This is a genomic window from Streptococcus halitosis, from assembly GCF_023147855.1.
GTDB lineage: Bacteria > Bacillota > Bacilli > Lactobacillales > Streptococcaceae > Streptococcus > Streptococcus halitosis_B.
Map to the genome: position 1 here is coordinate 123,613 of NZ_JAHXOP010000002.1, position 16,216 is coordinate 139,828.

General features: G+C 43.2%; 14 protein-coding genes and 1 riboswitch. Of the genes, 6 read left to right on the forward strand and 8 right to left on the reverse strand.

Annotation, left to right across the window (positions count from 1 at the left end; all coding sequences use genetic code 11):
* Positions 1 to 68: 68 nt before the first annotated feature.
* The 5 genes from KZX55_RS05050 to uvrA all read right to left on the reverse strand — a co-directional run bounded on the left by KZX55_RS05050 (position 69) and on the right by uvrA (position 8,185).
* Entirely contained in the window at positions 69 to 638 is a 570-nt protein-coding gene (locus tag KZX55_RS05050; protein ID WP_000734687.1) for an SP0191 family lipoprotein, read from the reverse strand.
* Positions 639 to 704: 66 nt separating this feature from the next.
* Positions 705 to 1,103, reverse strand: a complete 399-nt coding sequence (spx, locus tag KZX55_RS05055; protein ID WP_000591165.1) for a transcriptional regulator Spx — start codon at positions 1,101 to 1,103, stop codon at positions 705 to 707.
* 133 nt (positions 1,104 to 1,236) lie between these two features.
* Positions 1,237 to 3,897, reverse strand: coding sequence for a magnesium-translocating P-type ATPase (mgtA, locus tag KZX55_RS05060; RefSeq protein WP_248025266.1), 2,661 nt, complete (start codon positions 3,895 to 3,897; stop codon positions 1,237 to 1,239).
* Between the two features lie 195 nt (positions 3,898 to 4,092).
* A riboswitch (M-box (ykoK) riboswitch) is annotated at positions 4,093 to 4,244 on the reverse strand.
* A gap of 55 nt (positions 4,245 to 4,299) precedes the next feature.
* Positions 4,300 to 5,361 carry a M24 family metallopeptidase gene (locus KZX55_RS05065; protein ID WP_248025269.1) on the reverse strand — a complete coding sequence of 354 codons (1,062 nt, stop codon included), beginning with the start codon at positions 5,359 to 5,361 and terminating at the stop codon, positions 4,300 to 4,302.
* Positions 5,354 to 8,185: an excinuclease ABC subunit UvrA gene (gene uvrA, locus KZX55_RS05070; protein WP_248025273.1), complete on the reverse strand. Its 2,832-nt coding sequence runs from the start codon at positions 8,183 to 8,185 to the stop codon at positions 5,354 to 5,356. Before uvrA ends, KZX55_RS05065 begins: the two co-directional genes overlap by 8 nt.
* Before the next feature lie 136 nt (positions 8,186 to 8,321).
* Here uvrA and KZX55_RS05075 point away from each other — a divergent pair, with 136 nt between their 5' ends.
* The 5 genes from KZX55_RS05075 (at position 8,322) to KZX55_RS05095 (ending at position 12,035) form a co-directional block, all read left to right on the forward strand.
* Complete coding sequence (locus KZX55_RS05075) at positions 8,322 to 9,266, forward strand: magnesium transporter CorA family protein (protein WP_033585835.1); 945 nt, start codon at positions 8,322 to 8,324, stop codon at positions 9,264 to 9,266.
* Between the two features lie 11 nt (positions 9,267 to 9,277).
* Positions 9,278 to 9,955: a DUF1129 domain-containing protein gene (locus tag KZX55_RS05080; protein ID WP_084852780.1), complete on the forward strand. Its 678-nt coding sequence runs from the start codon at positions 9,278 to 9,280 to the stop codon at positions 9,953 to 9,955.
* Positions 9,956 to 9,970: 15 nt separating this feature from the next.
* Positions 9,971 to 10,318, forward strand: coding sequence for a TfoX/Sxy family protein (locus tag KZX55_RS05085; RefSeq protein ID WP_000331825.1), 348 nt, complete (start codon positions 9,971 to 9,973; stop codon positions 10,316 to 10,318).
* A 313-nt stretch (positions 10,319 to 10,631) separates the two neighbouring features.
* On the forward strand, positions 10,632 to 11,666 hold the full coding sequence (locus KZX55_RS05090; protein ID WP_215804282.1) for a S66 family peptidase: 1,035 nt from the start codon (positions 10,632 to 10,634) through the stop codon (positions 11,664 to 11,666).
* 105 nt (positions 11,667 to 11,771) lie between these two features.
* A complete protein-coding gene (locus tag KZX55_RS05095; protein ID WP_000166113.1) occupies positions 11,772 to 12,035 on the forward strand; it encodes a SemiSWEET family transporter in 264 nt (87 codons plus the stop codon).
* Positions 12,036 to 12,117: 82 nt separating this feature from the next.
* Here KZX55_RS05095 and KZX55_RS05100 read toward each other — a convergent pair whose 3' ends face one another.
* Both KZX55_RS05100 and ruvA read right to left on the reverse strand, forming a co-directional pair.
* Positions 12,118 to 12,681 (reverse strand): DNA-3-methyladenine glycosylase I, encoded by a 564-nt coding sequence (locus KZX55_RS05100; RefSeq protein WP_248025274.1) that lies wholly within the window; start codon positions 12,679 to 12,681, stop codon positions 12,118 to 12,120.
* Between the two features lie 9 nt (positions 12,682 to 12,690).
* The gene (gene ruvA, locus KZX55_RS05105; protein ID WP_248025284.1) at positions 12,691 to 13,284 is read right to left on the reverse strand and encodes a Holliday junction branch migration protein RuvA; all 594 of its coding nucleotides are present in this window, start codon (positions 13,282 to 13,284) and stop codon (positions 12,691 to 12,693) included.
* A 159-nt stretch (positions 13,285 to 13,443) separates the two neighbouring features.
* On the opposite strand from ruvA, the gene KZX55_RS05110 reads away from it, so the two are divergent.
* The gene (locus KZX55_RS05110; protein ID WP_248025684.1) at positions 13,444 to 13,941 is read left to right on the forward strand and encodes a helix-turn-helix domain-containing protein; all 498 of its coding nucleotides are present in this window, start codon (positions 13,444 to 13,446) and stop codon (positions 13,939 to 13,941) included.
* A gap of 151 nt (positions 13,942 to 14,092) precedes the next feature.
* On the opposite strand, the gene mutL is transcribed toward KZX55_RS05110, so the two are convergent.
* A complete protein-coding gene (gene mutL / locus KZX55_RS05115; protein ID WP_248025289.1) occupies positions 14,093 to 16,042 on the reverse strand; it encodes a DNA mismatch repair endonuclease MutL in 1,950 nt (649 codons plus the stop codon).
* Between the last annotated feature and the right edge of the window lie 174 nt (positions 16,043 to 16,216).

A 16,216-nucleotide genomic window follows, 5' to 3' on the forward strand; every position in this document is an offset into this window, starting at 1 on the left:
AGAATAGTACTATTATAGCATATTTCCTTACGTTCTACAAATAAATCAGTTTGTTTATTTGGATTTTCTTACTGTTCTGTCGCCCCGTTTGCCACTCTGTCAGCAATATACTGGCTAGGTTCGTTTTTTAAGAGATTTTCAAGACCAATATTTTTTAAATATTCTAGTTGAGATGCCTTTTTGACATCCAATACTTGAAAATCATAAGTCGTTGTCGTCTGGATTTCTGTCTCGCTGAGTAGCTTGGTTTCCAGTTTGAATCCTGCTAGTTTGCGTGCCTCTTGGATGGTCTCATCCTTTTCTTCCGCTTCTAGAAGCGCTTTTTGCGTCTCCTCTAGGCCATTTTCAGAGATAAAGGTCTTGAGTTCATCCCCGACAGGTCGTTTTTGCTGGATGGTCAAGGTCAAAAATTGATTGCCTTTATAGGTAATGGTCTGAATCTGTTGCGTTCCATTTTCTGACTTCGGCATCAACAGGGTCTTGGTGACAACCGTATTCTTTTCGGCATTGTCCAAAACGGGAAGGTTTGATTGGAGAGGTTCAGATGCTGTTGTGGAAGCAGCAGGAGTTTCCTTTTTTTGCCCACATCCCGCAAGCAAAAAGAGGAGAGCAAAACTAGCAATTAGTAACTTTTTCATAATTCCTCACTTGATTTTAAAACAACAGAGCAAACAAGGCCAGGAGTCACTCCCAGCCTTGATGTTTTATAGAGCTGCACGTAGACGTGCTTCTGCATTTTCTACATTACGGACAGAGCGTGGCAAGAAGGCACGGATATCATCTTCTTTATAGCCGACTTGCAGGCGCTTCTCATCAACGAGAATCGGACTCTTTAAGATCCGTGGTGTTTCCATGATTAAGTTGAGCACTTCATTGACACTCAAATCCTCGATGTCAACTCCAAGTGCCTTAGCGTAGCGGTTTTTTGACGAAACGATACTGGCAATTCCATTATCTGTTTTCGTGAGAATATCTAATAACTCTTCTCTTGTAATTCCTTCTTTACCGAGATTTTGTTCTTTATAACTTAACTGGTGGGCATTGAGCCAGGTTTTCGCTTTTTTACAGCTAGTACAACTTGAGACTGTATAAATTTTGATCATGTACCTACCCCTTTCGCTACATGTTACTATCAGTTTAGTCTATTATACCATAAAAAACATCCGACTTGCGACCTATTTTTAAAAAAATTAACTTTTTTCGCGATTTTCGTACTTTTTTCTTGACAAAATCAATTTATAACCAACTTTTAAATTTTTTGATATACAATCGTTTTACAACTGTAACACTTATCATATAGAGCATGATAATCAAAAGCAAAAAGAGGAAATAAATTGGTTCCAAAGGGGTTAAATGAAGCAGGCTAGCAATTGAAGAATAGGGAAGAAAGGTCACAAAACTAGCTGCTAGCAAGGTTGTACCAAGAACAAACCATGATGGACGACTTTGTAAGAAAGGAAGTTTTGCTGAACGAAGCATATGGATAACCATGGTTTGGGACCACATGGATTCAATGAACCAACCTGTCTGGAACAAGATGATAAAGCCCGTTGCAGACTCTGCTCCGTGAGCATAAGCTTGGCCTGTCGCCATTGGAACAATGACAAAATAGAGCAAGATAAAGGTCAAAATATCAAAGGCAGAAGAAATCGGACCCATCCAAATCATAAAGCGAGTAATAGACTTGGCTTCCCACTTATGAGGATGCTTCAAAAAGTCTTCATCCACATTATCAAATGGCAAAGCAATGCAAGAAAGATCGTAGACTAGGTTTAAGACAATCAAGTGAATCGGAGCCATTGGCAGGAAAGGTAAAAAGATACCAGACACTAAGAGTGACAGAATATTCCCGAAATTAGAGCTGACCGTCATCTTGATATATTTGGTCATATTGGCATAGACTTTTCGTCCTTCAACCAGACCTTTTTCAAGCACCATCAAATCCTTATCTAGCAAAATGACATCAGCTGTCTCTTTGGCAATATCTACTGCTGTATCAACAGAAATCCCCACATCTGCTACTTTCATAGAAGGGGCATCATTGATCCCATCTCCCATATAGCCGACACAGTGCCCATTAGATTTGATTTGTAAAATGATTCGTGCTTTTTGATCCGGAGAGAGTTTGGCAAATACAGTCACCTTCTCGACCGCTTGGGCCAACTCTTCGTCCGTCATGGCATCAATATCAGAGCCCAACAAGATTTGATCAACGTCCAAACCAACTTTTTCGCACACTGCTTGGGTTACCTTCTCATTATCCCCAGTCAAGATCTTGGTTTGAACACCATACTCTAATAAAGCTTGGATAGCAGGGGCTGCAGATGGTTTTGGTGGATCTAAAAAGGCAAGATATCCTGTTAGAATCATCTCCTTTTCATCTTCAACAGAGTAAGCAAAACCTTCCTTTAAACCTGTTTTATAGGCGACTCCCAAGACTCGCAATCCCTGTTGATTAAGTTGATCTACTTCTTTTAAGATTTCCACTCGGAGATCATCCGTCAGAGGGCTAATCTGACCTTGATATTCCACATGGGTTGAAATCGCAAGCATTTCCTCTAGGGCACCCTTGGTTACCAAACTAACAACTTCGTTTTCATCCTTGACGATGACACTCATCCGTCTACGTTCAAAATCAAAGGGCAATTCATCTATTTTTTGAAAGCTAGTATCCAAATTTTGTAGAATAGCGTGTTCTTTAGCTTCTTTTTCAGTTCTACTGATAATGGCACGGTCCATCAAGTTTTTCAAACCGGTTTGAAAATAGGAATTGAGATAGGCTCGTCTCAACACAGATAAATCCAAATCCCCATGTATATCCAAAGGATATTCAAGGACAATTTCGTCTTGGGTAAGGGTTCCAGTTTTATCCGTACACAGGATATCAATAGCACCTAGATCTTGTATGGCATTGAGTTTTTTGATAACGACTTTTTCCTTGGCCATGATAATGGAGCCTTTTGCTAGACTGGCCGTGATGATCATGGGAAGCATCTCAGGTGTAAGCCCGACACCCACGCTCAAAGCAAATACGCCAGCCTCTAACCAATCTCCATCCGTCAAACCATTGGAAAGAAATACGATGGGAACCATGACCAACATCAAACGGATTAAAAGCCAGGAGATACTGTTCATATCCCGTTCGAAAGAGGTGGGCTCGTCATAAGTATTGAGAGTCTGCTCGATCTCTCCCATCATGGTGTCATCACCGACCGCTAGAATCAAAGCCTTGGCGCTTCCTGATATCACGTTGGTTCCCATGAAGGCGAGCGCTTCTGCTTCTAGCAGACTATCAAAATTTGACTGACTCATTTTTGACAAGGCTAGTTTCTCAACCGAATCACTTTCACCCGTCAAGCCAGACTGTTGGACAAAGAAATCACGTGATTCAATCAAAAGGAGGTCTGCTGGAATCATATCCCCAGCACTTAACTTGACTATATCTCCAACGACCAAATCTTCAATTGCGATCTCTAAACTCTGGCCTTCGCGAATAACCGTAGCTGTATTCACAATCATTTTTGAAAGATTGGTCGCAGCTTTGTCGCTTCGCAGTTCTTGGACAAATCGAATGCCACCAGAAATGAGGACTAGGACAACGATGATGATAGAGGTCGTCGGATCTTCTTGTCCAGGCTTCGCCAACCAGACATTGGTCACCATGGAGATCATAGCGATGACCAGGAGGATGATTGTAAATGGATTGATAATAGATTCGTAAATCTTTTTGAGGATACTGTCTTCTTGACCCTTGGTGATGGTGTTTTCACCATATAAATCACGATTCTTTTCTATCTGTTCCTCAGTTAAGCCTGTTAGACTTGTCTTGTAAAAAGATAGAGTTTCGTTTAAAGGTGTATGAATAGCTGTTGCTAATCTTTCTTTTGTAGTTTTCATTGGTTTCTCCTATCTGTATGAATGATGTGTTTCATACACAGAGACCAATCACTTTATAAGGGCAGAACGACACAAATCAGCGATTGGCTGTGTATGTGCGGTTCTGGGTGGTCGTCAATTTGCATCGTCTGTCTCCTTTCCCTGTTCTAAAACAGTAGAAAATCCTGCCATAAAATGGCAGGATTAAAAAACTAATTATCTGTTTTTTCGTTCAAGCTTTAACTCCATAGGGCAATGAAATGAGCTTAGTCTTGGCCTTCGCGACCAGGACTGTTGACCAACGAGTAGTGTCTCCACTGCTTTGCGGTAGTCATCCGTATCCCTATGGTAGCCTCACCTACCGTTTTCGTTTATCAGTATAAACCTTTAAAATATAAAAGTCAACGATTTATCATAATTTTCTTAAATAACAATTAATTCCTTCGGTGCTAGAGTCAACAATTCGCAACCGTTATCTGTAATTAAGATATCATCTTCAATACGAACCCCGTATTTACCTTCAATATAGATACCCGGTTCATCAGTCAAGACCATACCAGATTTAATGACTTCTTTGGAAGTTTGGCTAAAGTAAGGTTCTTCGTGAATATCCAGTCCGATACCGTGTCCAATACCGTGAGTAAAGTAGTCACCATAGCCTGCCTCGATGATAATATCACGAGGGATTTTGTCAAAGTCACGGAAACCTAGACCTGCCTTAGCTTGGTCAATCAGAGCTTGGTTGGCTTTCAAAACTGTGTTGTAGATTTCTGCTTGCTCGTCACTGACATGGCCCAGATAGATGGTACGTGTCATATCGCTGACATAGTTATCGTAGAGACAGCCAAAGTCCATGGTGATGGCTTCTCCCGCTTCAACCGGTTTGTGCATTGGATGAGCATGGGGTTTGGAAGAGTTGATACCGCTTGCTAGGATTGTATCAAAGGATAAGCCAAATGCTCCTAGCTCCCGCATGCGGAAGTCAAGGAAATTGGCAATTTCAATCTCAGTTTTTCCAGGTTTGATAAAGTCAAGCGCATCACGGAAAGCTTGGTCTGAGATAGAACATGCCTTACGAATAGTCGCAATCTCTTTCTCATCTTTAATCATACGAAGTGCTTCAACAAACTGAGTCTGTGGAAGCAAGTCCAAACCTGTAAAAGCTGCCTGCATACGGTGGTAATAAGAGACCGAAATCTCGTCCTCAAAACCGATACGAGACAAGCCCATATCCTTAACAATGCCTGCAATAACAGCCAACTCATCGCGGTCAGCCACAATCTCAAAACCTGTTACTTCTTGCTTAGCTGCAATGATATAGCGAGAGTCTGTCACCAAGACCTGACGGTCACGGCTGATGAAGACTGTTCCATTTGAGCCCCAAAATCCTGTCAAATAGTAGACATTTTTAAGGTTGTTGATAATGATTCCATCTAGTTCTTTTTCTTGCATTTTAGCTAGAAATGCTTGCACGCGTTTATTCATGATCTAACTTTCCTTTCAAATAGTGTCCTGTGTAGCTGGCTTCATTGGCCGCTACTTCCTCTGGTGTTCCTGTTGCGATGATGGTTCCACCACCGACACCGCCCTCAGGTCCCAAATCAATAATATGGTCTGCCGTCTTGATGACATCCAGATTGTGCTCGATAACGAGGACGGTATTGCCATCGTCAACAAAGCGAGCCAAGACTTTAAGCAAGCGAGCGATATCCTCAGTATGAAGCCCTGTCGTCGGCTCATCCAGAATGTAGAAAGATTTTCCTGTCGAGCGTTTATGGAGTTCGCTAGCCAACTTCATACGCTGAGCTTCTCCTCCAGAAAGGGTGGTAGCCGGTTGACCTAGCGTTACATAGCCCAGCCCCACATCCTTGATGGTCTGAAGTTTGCGTTGAATTTTGGGAATGTGTTGGAAGAATTCCACCGCATCGTTGACGGTCATGTCCAAGACCTGCGAGATATTTTTTTCTTTGTAGTGAACTTCTAGGGTTTCACTGTTGTAGCGAGTCCCATGGCAGACTTCACAAGCCACATAAACATCTGGCAAGAAGTGCATCTCAATCTTGATAATCCCGTCACCCGAGCAGGCTTCACAACGACCTCCCTTGACGTTAAAACTGAAACGGCCCTTCTTATAGCCTCGTATCTTAGCTTCATTTGTCTGGGCAAAGAGGTCACGTATATCGTCAAAAACTCCCGTATAGGTAGCAGGGTTAGACCTCGGCGTTCGTCCGATAGGGCTCTGGTCAATGTCAATCAAGCGGTCTACATGCTCAATCCCTGTAATCGTCTTAAACTTACCAGGCTTGTCTGAATTACGGTTGAGCTTCTGGGCAATGGCTTTTTTGAGGATACTGTTGATTAAGGTCGATTTCCCTGAACCCGATACCCCTGTCACTGCGATGAATTTTCCTAGCGGAAAGCGAGCAGTGATATTTTGCAAGTTGTTCTCACGCGCACCCGTCACTTCGATAAAACGACCATTTCCGGAACGACGCTCTGCTGGCACTGGAATGGCACGTTTCCCTGACAAATATTGACCTGTGATAGACTTGCTGTTGCGAGCCACCTGCTTGGGCGTTCCTGCAGCGACAATCTCTCCACCAAAAACACCAGCACCCGGACCAACGTCAATCAGATAATCCGCCTCGCGCATGGTATCTTCGTCGTGTTCTACCACGATGAGAGTATTGCCCAAGTCACGCATCTTTTTCAGACTGGCAATCAGGCGGTCATTATCCCTCTGGTGAAGACCAATCGACGGCTCATCCAGGATATAAAGGACACCTGATAGGTTGGACCCAATCTGGGTTGCCAAGCGAATACGCTGACTCTCCCCACCTGAAAGGGTTCCTGCCGAACGCGACAGCGTCAAATAGTTAAGACCTACGTTATTGAGGAAGGTCAAGCGATCCTTGATTTCCTTGAGAATGGGACGGGCGATAATGGCTTCATTTTCAGACAGAGTCAACTGGCTCACCAAAGCCAAGTGGTCTGCGATAGACAGGTCTGAGATTTCACCGATATGTGGCCCTTGCTCACCACCCACACGGACAGACAAGGCCTGGTCATTGAGACGGTAGCCGTGACAAGTCCCGCAGGTCAGCTCATTCATGTAGAGACGCATCTGGGTGCGCGTGTAATCACTGTTAGTCTCATGGTAACGACGTTTGATATTATTGACAACTCCCTCAAAAGGAATGTCGATATCGCGCACACCACCAAATTCATTTTCATAGTGGAAATGAAATTCTTTGCCATCCGAGCCGTAGAGAATCAAGTTCTTATCTTCTTCTGACAAGTCCTCAAAGGGCTTATCCATATCCACTCCAAAGGCTGTCATGGCCTGCTCTAGCATATTTGGATAGTAGTTAGATGAGATAGGATTCCAAGGCGCCAAAGCCCCCTCACGTAGCGTTTTGCTAGCATCTGGCACTACTAGGTCGATATCCACCTCCAGCTTGATGCCCAAACCGTCACACTCACTGCAAGAACCAAAAGGAGCATTGAAGGAGAAGAGACGAGGCTCTAACTCTGGTACGGTAAAACCACAAACTGGACAGGCATAGTGCTCAGAGAACAACAACTCCGAATCGTCCATAGTGTCGATAATCACATAGCCTTCTGCGATACGAAGGGCAGCTTCAATGGAATCAAAGAGACGGCTACGAATGCCCTCCTTGATGACAATACGGTCAACCACAACATCAATATTGTGTTGCTTGCTCTTGGACAACTCTGGTACTTCGGTCACATCATAAACTTCCCCATCCACACGAACACGAACATAGCCGTCTTTCCGAACCTTTTCAATGACACTCTTATGTTGCCCTTTTTTCTTACGAATGACAGGAGCTAATATTTGCAGGCGCTGACGTTCTGGCAATTCCAAGACCTTATCCACGATTTGCTCTACAGAAGAAGCCTTGATAGCCCCATGCCCGTTGATACAGTAAGGCGTCCCCACACGTGCGTAGAGGAGACGCAGATAATCATTGATTTCAGTCGTGGTTCCAACGGTCGAACGAGGGTTTTTGCTGGTGGTTTTCTGGTCGATGGAAATAGCTGGGCTGAGGCCATCAATGGCATCCACATCTGGTTTTTCCATATTGCCCAAAAACTGGCGAGCATAGGCTGACAAACTCTCTACATAGCGACGTTGGCCCTCCGCATAGAGGGTATCAAAGGCCAGACTGGATTTCCCAGACCCTGACAAACCAGTCACAACAACCAGCTTGTCTCGCGGAATCTCCACATCAATATTTTTTAAGTTATGGGCACGTGCCCCATGAATCACAATTTTATCTTGCATCTTTGTTCTTTCTAGTCCATTATTGCTTTCCATTATACCAAAAAATGTGAAATTCTATTACCCAAAAAGCTGTTTTTATAGTATAATAGTACGGTGCAAAAAATGAATCACTGAATAGTAGGAAAGGATAGGGGATATGAAACAAGTTTTTCTCTCAACAACAACTGAATTTAAAGAGATCGACACGCTTGAACCGGGTACTTGGATCAACCTCGTCAATCCTACACAAAATGAATCGTTGGAAATCGCTAACGCCTTCGACATTGACATTGCCGACCTTCGAGCACCGCTCGATGCGGAAGAAATGTCCCGTATTACCATCGAAGACGAGTATACTTTGATCATCGTGGACGTCCCCATCACAGAGGAGAGAAACAACCGCACCTACTACGTAACGATTCCGCTGGGGATTATCATCACCGAGGAAACCATTATCACTACCTGCTTGGAATCCCTCCCAGTTCTCGATGTCTTCATCAACCGCAAACTGCGTAACTTCTACACTTTCATGCGGTCACGCTTTATCTTTCAACTCCTTTATCGCAATGCTGAGCTTTACCTGACTGCCCTTCGTTCGATTGACCGTAAGAGTGAACAAATTGAAAGTCAACTTCACAAGTCCACTCGAAACGAAGAGCTGATCGAGCTCATGGAATTGGAAAAGACCATCGTCTATTTCAAGGCCTCACTTAAGACAAATGAGCGCGTGATCAAGAAATTGACTAGCGCAACTAGCAATATCAAGAAATACCTAGAAGACGAAGACCTACTCGAAGACACCCTGATTGAAACCCAACAGGCCATCGAGATGGCAGATATCTATGGGAATGTCCTTCACTCTATGACAGAGACCTTTGCCTCCATCATTTCCAATAACCAGAACAACATCATGAAAACTCTGGCTCTCGTAACCATTGTCATGTCTATCCCAACCATGATCTTCTCAGCCTATGGGATGAACTTCAAGGATAATGAAATCCCTTTGAACGGTGAGCCTCACGCCTTCTGGTTAATCGTCTTTATCGCCTTTGCTATGAGTGTTTCGCTCACTCTCTATCTCATCCATAAAAAATGGTTCTAAGAGGAATCCCTATGTCTCAGATTGATTTACAAAAACTAACCAAGAAAAACCAAGAGTTTATCCACATCGCTACCCAACAATTCATCAAAGATGGTAAAACAGACGCTGAAATCAAGGCTGTCTTTGAGGAAGTCATTCCTAAAATCCTTGAAGAACAAGCCAAAGGAACGACCGCTCGTTCCCTCTATGGAGCTCCAACCCACTGGGCTCACAGCTTCACTGCCAAGGAGCAATATGAAAAAGAGCATCCAAAAGAAAATGACGATCCAAAACTCATGATTATGGACTCAGCCCTTTTCATCACCAGCCTCTTTGCATTGATTAGCGCCCTGACTACCTTCTTCTCTACAGATCAGGCTATTGGCTATGGGGTGATTACCCTCTTATTGGTTGGACTTGTAGGAGGACTTGCCTTCTACCTGATGTACTACTTTGTCTACCAGTATTATGGACCAGACACAGACCGTAGCCAGCGTCCTCCATTCTGGAAATCAATCCTCGTCATCCTGGCCTCTATGGTTCTCTGGTTGGTTGTCTTCTTTGCAACAAGCTTCCTACCAGCAAACCTCAATCCAGTCCTTGCTCCATTGCCTTTGGCTATCCTGGGAGCTACCCTTCTCGCTCTTCGCTTCTATCTCAAGAAACGTTTCAATATCCGAAGTGCAAGCGCGGGCCCATCACGTTATTAAGAAAAGTGAAAAGCTATGGCATATAGTCAATCCTTAGCTCAGCAGATTCGAAAAATTCTAGCACTTAAACTTCCTCCCCAAATTTTCGAAGAAGAGCTAGAAGAAAAGAAACTGTTTGGTGGCCTTGCCTTTATGATTCGTGGGAAAATGGTCCTTACAGTCAGTTCCAGAAAGGACGAGCTGGTTATGGTGAGAATTGGCAAAGAAATGGAAAAGCAAGTTCTACCCCGAACAGGAGCTCATACTACATTGATGAGAGGGCGACCTTATCATGGCTATATAGACCTAGATATCGAAGGTCAAAAAGAACTGCCTTACTGGATTGATTTAGCCCTCTCCTATAATCAAGAGTTGACCAAGTAACTCATATCCAGCGAGATTAGAAAAACGAAAAGCAACTGCATAGGCGGTTGCTTTTTCACTTGCTTTCTTGAGATTCAATAGCACTTCTGAGTCTCATTCTTGTAGTTTTCTCTCATCTTTTGTGATAGAATAGGCTCATACTCAATGAAAATCAAAGAGCAAACTAGGAAGCTAGCCGCAGGTTGCTCAAAGCACTGCTTTGAGGTTGTAGATAGAACTGACGAGGTCAGTAACATATATACGGCAAGGCAAAGCTGACGTGGTTTGAATTTAATTTTCGAAGAGTATCAATCTATTTCTAGGAGGATGAGATATGATTTCTACTATTGGTATTGTTAGTTTGTCTAGTGGTGTTATCGGAGAGGATTTTGTCAAACACGAAGTCGATTTGGGTATTCAACGTCTCAAGGATTTGGGACTCAATCCTGTCTTTCTGCCCCATTCGCTAAAAGGGTTAGACTTTATCAAGGACCATCCGGAGGCACGTGCAGAGGATTTGATGCAGGCCTTTTCTGATGATAGCATCGACATGATCCTATGCGCCATCGGTGGGGATGATACCTATCGCTTGCTACCCTACCTTTTTGAAAACGACCAGCTCCAAAAGGTTATCCAACAAAAGATTTTTCTTGGCTTCTCGGATACAACCATGAACCACCTTATGTTGCACAAACTAGGGATCAAGACTTTTTATGGGCAATCCTTTCTAGCAGACATTTGTGAATTAGACAATGAGATGTTACCCTATAGCTTTCACTACTTTAAAGAATTGATCAAGACAGGAAGAATCTCAGAAATCCGCCCTAGCGACCTTTGGTATGAGGAACGGACTGATTTTAGTCCCAAGGCTCTGGGAACAGCTCGTATCAGTCATGTAAATACAGGCTTTGATTTGTTGCAAGGAAATGCTCAGTTTGAGGGAGAAATTCTCGGTGGTTGCCTCGAGTCCCTCTATGATATCTTTGACAATTCTCGATACGCAGACAGCACGGACCTCTGCCAAGAGTACCGACTCTTCCCTGACTTATGTGACTGGGAAGGAAAGATTCTCTTGCTAGAAACAAGCGAAGAAAAGCCTGAACCTGATGATTTCAAAAAAATGTTGCGGACTTTAAAGGACACGGGGATATTTGGGGTTATCAGTGGACTCTTGGTCGGAAAGCCAATGGATGAAACCTTCTATGACGACTATAAGGAAGCACTATTGGATATCATTGATAACAATATCCCGATTGTCTATAATCTGAATGTCGGTCACGCAACTCCAAGAGCCATTGTGCCCTTTGGCGTTCACGCTTATGTGGATACACAGAAGCAAGTCATTCGCTTTGACTATAACAAAAAATAAACAATTTCTCCATTTTTGTGCTTTGGTATTGATTTTCGTTACAATTTGTGTCTGAATTTATTGCATTTTGCTTATTTCTATGATATCTTTTTAAAGGAGGTGTATATGACTAAACAAAAAATAAATCAAATTGTCGGTTCAATTGGAGCCTTTATCGGGATTGTTGTATTTATCGCCTACATCCCACAAATTTTTGCCAATTTACAAGGCAACAAAGCTCAACCATTCCAGCCTTTATCCGCAGCAGTATCTTGTTTAATTTGGGTTATTTACGGATGGACAAAAGAGCCTAAGAAGGATTGGATACTAATTATTCCAAACTCAGCTGGCGTTGTCTTAGGTGGACTGACATTTCTTACTGCACTATAAAAGTTACTAGCATATAATCAAAAAGCTGAGATAATTTTCTCAGCTTTTTCTATTTTCTCAGATAGTTAGACGCTTGGACTCACTAATTTCCGTTTTTCCACTCGCAATCATTCTCGTGGTCATCAACCAGGCCTGCCGCCTGTAGAAAAGACAAAACTGCGACTGGACCTGTAAACTTGAAGCCTTGTTTTTTGAGATCTTGAGACAACTTTTCAGACAAGGCTGTTTTAGCAGGTGCTAGGTGATAGTCAGGAACATCATTCACGATCGTTTTTCCCTCAACAAAGGACCAGAGATAAGCGTCAAAAGAGCCGTAGGTTTTCTGGACTTGCAAAAATGCTTGGGCGTTGGCACGTGTCGCAAAGAGCTTGGAACGATTTCGGATGATGGCTGGATTCTCTAACAAGGCTTCCAACTCCCCATCTGTCATTTCCGCGACCGCTTGAATTTGATAGCCATGAAATGCTTCTCGGAATCCTTGGCGTTTGTTTAGTACCGTTTCCCAAGATAGACCCGACTGGTAAGTTTCCAAACAAAGCAACTCAAAAAGAGCACGGTCATCATGAAGGGGTTGGCCCCACTCTTCATCATGATAGGCCACATATAATGGTTTGTTCATTTTAACCCAACCACAGCGTTTTGTCATAAAAATCTCCTATTTCACCAACATCTTAAGGGCCGACTTGATATAGTTCTCAGCTGTATCTGTTGTTCCTTCAAAGAATTTCTTGATTTTCTTAAGCTCGGTTGCCTTGTAGCCCAGTGTCAACATGGCTTCCATAGCTTCTTCCAGTTCTTGGTTTTCAACGCTGGTTTGCATTACCACCTTGGCAGGAAGGTCATCACTAGCCACAACTACCTTTCCTTCCAAGTCCAGCACCATCTGCTGGGCAGTTTTCTTACCAATTTTAGGGAACTTAGTCAAGTAGGTGATGTTCTTAGTTTCGATCGCCTGAACCAAGCCAGCATTGTCATCGGCAGCGATAATAGCAAGAGCTGACACAGGACCAATCCCAGAGACCGAAATCAGACTGAGGAAGAGTTTTTTCTCATCTTCTGAGCGAAAGCCGTAAAGCAGATGGGCATCCTCGCGGACAACTTGGTGCACATAAATCTGAGTTTCTTGATTAACCTGACCTGAGTAAGCATAGGGATTGGCTACATGCAAGATATAACCGATACCATTTGCCTCAAGGACGATGTATTTAGCAGTGATTTTGGTAATGATTCCTTTTAAATATTCGTACATAGTTTTTTCTCCATTATTTTGCCTATCTAGTATACCATATTTCCCCAAGACAGATGGCAACAAAAGGTGCAACCTCTGGTTGACAAATAGTACAGGAGATTGTATTCTCATTATAAGTAAAAATTGTTAGGATAGAAGTAGAAAAAGGAGGATAGAATGATGAAACTCGCAGAAAAACTATTTGAACTCAGAAAGAAAAAAGGTTGGTCCCAGGAAAAGCTAGCAGAACAAATCAATGTTTCTCGGCAAAGCATCTCAAAATGGGAATCTGGTCAAGTCCTTCCAGAAATCGAAAAAATCATTGAATTAAGTAAGATTTTTCAAGTGACAACTGACTATCTACTTCTGGATGAAAACTCTGAAAACGGTTCCACAGAAGTTATCGTGGAAGAAGACAAGGACAAATACTATAAAGAGGTTAAATCCTATGGTCTCTGGCAAGTGATTTATATTTTCGTCTTGGCTCTGGCTATCTATCTCTTTTTAGCCGGTTCTAGTTTCCCAGCCGAATTCACCGCCTGGATTTGGCTGACTTTCGTTCTCTTGATTGCGTCTGCAGTCGCTATCAACAAGGCTCTCAAAACCAAACAACGTTATCTTGATAAAGTGATTGGTCTTGAGAATCCTTCAAACCAAGACGATTCTGCGAAATCTTGAATCACCTAGTTCAGTTTTCACAACACTTTTTATAGGACTGGTCTTGTCAAGCAAGTGTAAACCTCGTGTCAAGTTGCCCATATCCAATCAAAGTTCCCACCTTAGAAAAACTAAAAAGCCTTGTTTGGAAAAACAAAGGCTTTTTATGTTCTTAATATTTCCCCAACTCACGAAGACTGGTGTGATTTTCCTGAATACGTCGAAACATTTTTTCCATATCTGACTTGGTAAAATGCACCAAAACCGGACGTCCGTGGGGACAGTTATAGGGATTGTCACATTGAGAGAGCTGATAAAGGAGTTGTCTGGCTGAATGGTCATCGATGCGATGATTGGCCTTGATAGACCGTTTGCAGGACATCATGATAGCCAGCTCTGCTCGGTATTTCTTAATCGAAACTTCCTTGGTCAAGAGCAGCATGTCGCACATTTCATAAATGCCAGACTCGATTTCCTCCTCTGCCATCCAAATAGGATGTTCACGTAGGATAAATTGATTTTCTCCGTACTCTGCTAGAAATACGCCCACTTCCTCCAAAAGTGCCATTCTTTCCTTGAGACGAAGAGCATCATCTGCAGGAAATTCAAAGATGTAGGGCACTAGGAGTTGTTGCTGACTCTGGTCAACATTGCCGATGCTTTCACGGTATTCCTCGTACTTAACTCGTTCCTGAGCCGCGTGCTGATCTATGATGTAGAGTCCATCTCGCCCTTGGGCAAAGAGATAAGTCCCATGCATTTGCCCGAAAAATTCCAACTCTGGGAAGCTAGATGATTCTTCTCGCTCCAGCTTATCATAAGCCTTATCCAGACTAGCTAGGTCTAACTCTGGATGATCTAGTTGGTCGTAGTTAGCAGGCTTTCTCTCTGCAAAATGGAGTTTTGCGGGCTTGGTTAGCTGGTCCAAGGTTTCCTTGGCAAACAGGGTTAGGCCCCCACCTTCCTCAGTTAATTCAACCTGATAATCAGCCACCTCAGCTTGACTAGGTTTTGAGAGTTCTGTTTTTTCATAGTAAAGCGTATTTTCTTTGAGTGGGAGAATGGTCTGCTCTATCTTTTGACGATTGCGCACGGTCGACTTGGCAAGATTTTCTAAAGCATCAGGAATCAAGGCTTGTTCCTTGAGACTATTTGAAATAGCTTCTGAAACCAGCGCCATCAGTTCTCTTTCCTTAGAAATTCGCACTTCTTGCTTGGTTGGATGCACATTGACATCAGCTAGATAGGGGTCGATATGGATGTGAATGACAGCCAGTGGAAAGCGACCTACCATAAGCTTGCTTCCATAACCGTCAAGAATAGCGCGATTGAGCAAGAAGTTCTTGATATAACGGCCATTGATGAAGAGGCTGATATAGTTGCGATTTGCTCGGGTTAACTCAGGCAGAGACACAAAACCTGTAATTTCGAAATCTAAGTCAGAGTTCTCAATTTCAATCATCTTCTTGGCACTCGCCAAACCGTAAACCCCTGCGATGGCTTGACGCAGTTGACCAGTCCCTGCTGTCCGCGTCATTTCCTTTCCATCACTGATTAAACTAAAAGAAATCTCGGGATGAGCCAAGCCCAGACGGTTGACAATATCAATGATATGGGATAACTCTGCCTGCTGGCTCTTCATATACTTGAGACGGGCAGGTGTGTTGAAAAAGAGGTCCTCCACACAAACCTTGGTTCCTACAGGACTAGTCGCTGGGATGACTTCCTCAACTTCACCTCCACGCGCAACGAGCTTGGTCCCATGACTCGCACCATCCACCGCCGTCAACAGAGTCAGCACACTAACAGAAGCAATAGAAGGCAGGGCTTCACCTCGAAATCCGAGCGTCCGAATCCGAAAGAGGTCTGCTTGATTTTTTATCTTACTGGTCGCATGTCGACGCAAGGCCAATTCCACCTCATCGTGGGCAATTCCATGACCATTATCTGTGATTTGAATTTTCTTGAGACCGGCTTCCTCAATCTCGATGATAATCTGGCTAGAACCAGCGTCAATGGCATTTTCTACCAATTCTTTGACCACACTAGCAGGACGTTCGATAACCTCCCCTGCCGCGATCTGGTTTGCCAGCACCTCTGGCAATTCAATAATATGAGACATTTTTCAGCCCCTTTCTGTATCTATTTTCCTAGAAATTGATTAGTGCTATTATACCATATTTCAGATGTTACCAGAAAAAGCAAATACCACATAGACTCCAAATCCCTCCACATAGGCAAAAGCTCTTGCCAGAGGTCATAAAATAGTGTTTAATAAAGGTGTACAGGAAGTGAT

Coding starts and splice junctions, on each gene's coding strand:
- KZX55_RS05050 (WP_000734687.1), bottom strand. CDS start 638: ATGAAAAAGTTACTAATTGCTAGTTTTGCTCTCCTCTTTTTGCTTGCG.
- spx (WP_000591165.1), bottom strand. CDS start 1,103: ATGATCAAAATTTATACAGTCTCAAGTTGTACTAGCTGTAAAAAAGCG.
- mgtA (WP_248025266.1), bottom strand. CDS start 3,897: ATGAAAACTACAAAAGAAAGATTAGCAACAGCTATTCATACACCTTTA.
- KZX55_RS05065 (WP_248025269.1), bottom strand. CDS start 5,361: ATGAATAAACGCGTGCAAGCATTTCTAGCTAAAATGCAAGAAAAAGAA.
- uvrA (WP_248025273.1), bottom strand. CDS start 8,185: ATGCAAGATAAAATTGTGATTCATGGGGCACGTGCCCATAACTTAAAA.
- KZX55_RS05075 (WP_033585835.1), top strand. CDS start 8,322: ATGAAACAAGTTTTTCTCTCAACAACAACTGAATTTAAAGAGATCGAC.
- KZX55_RS05080 (WP_084852780.1), top strand. CDS start 9,278: ATGTCTCAGATTGATTTACAAAAACTAACCAAGAAAAACCAAGAGTTT.
- KZX55_RS05085 (WP_000331825.1), top strand. CDS start 9,971: ATGGCATATAGTCAATCCTTAGCTCAGCAGATTCGAAAAATTCTAGCA.
- KZX55_RS05090 (WP_215804282.1), top strand. CDS start 10,632: ATGATTTCTACTATTGGTATTGTTAGTTTGTCTAGTGGTGTTATCGGA.
- KZX55_RS05095 (WP_000166113.1), top strand. CDS start 11,772: ATGACTAAACAAAAAATAAATCAAATTGTCGGTTCAATTGGAGCCTTT.
- KZX55_RS05100 (WP_248025274.1), bottom strand. CDS start 12,681: ATGACAAAACGCTGTGGTTGGGTTAAAATGAACAAACCATTATATGTG.
- ruvA (WP_248025284.1), bottom strand. CDS start 13,284: ATGTACGAATATTTAAAAGGAATCATTACCAAAATCACTGCTAAATAC.
- KZX55_RS05110 (WP_248025684.1), top strand. CDS start 13,444: ATGAAACTCGCAGAAAAACTATTTGAACTCAGAAAGAAAAAAGGTTGG.
- mutL (WP_248025289.1), bottom strand. CDS start 16,042: ATGTCTCATATTATTGAATTGCCAGAGGTGCTGGCAAACCAGATCGCG.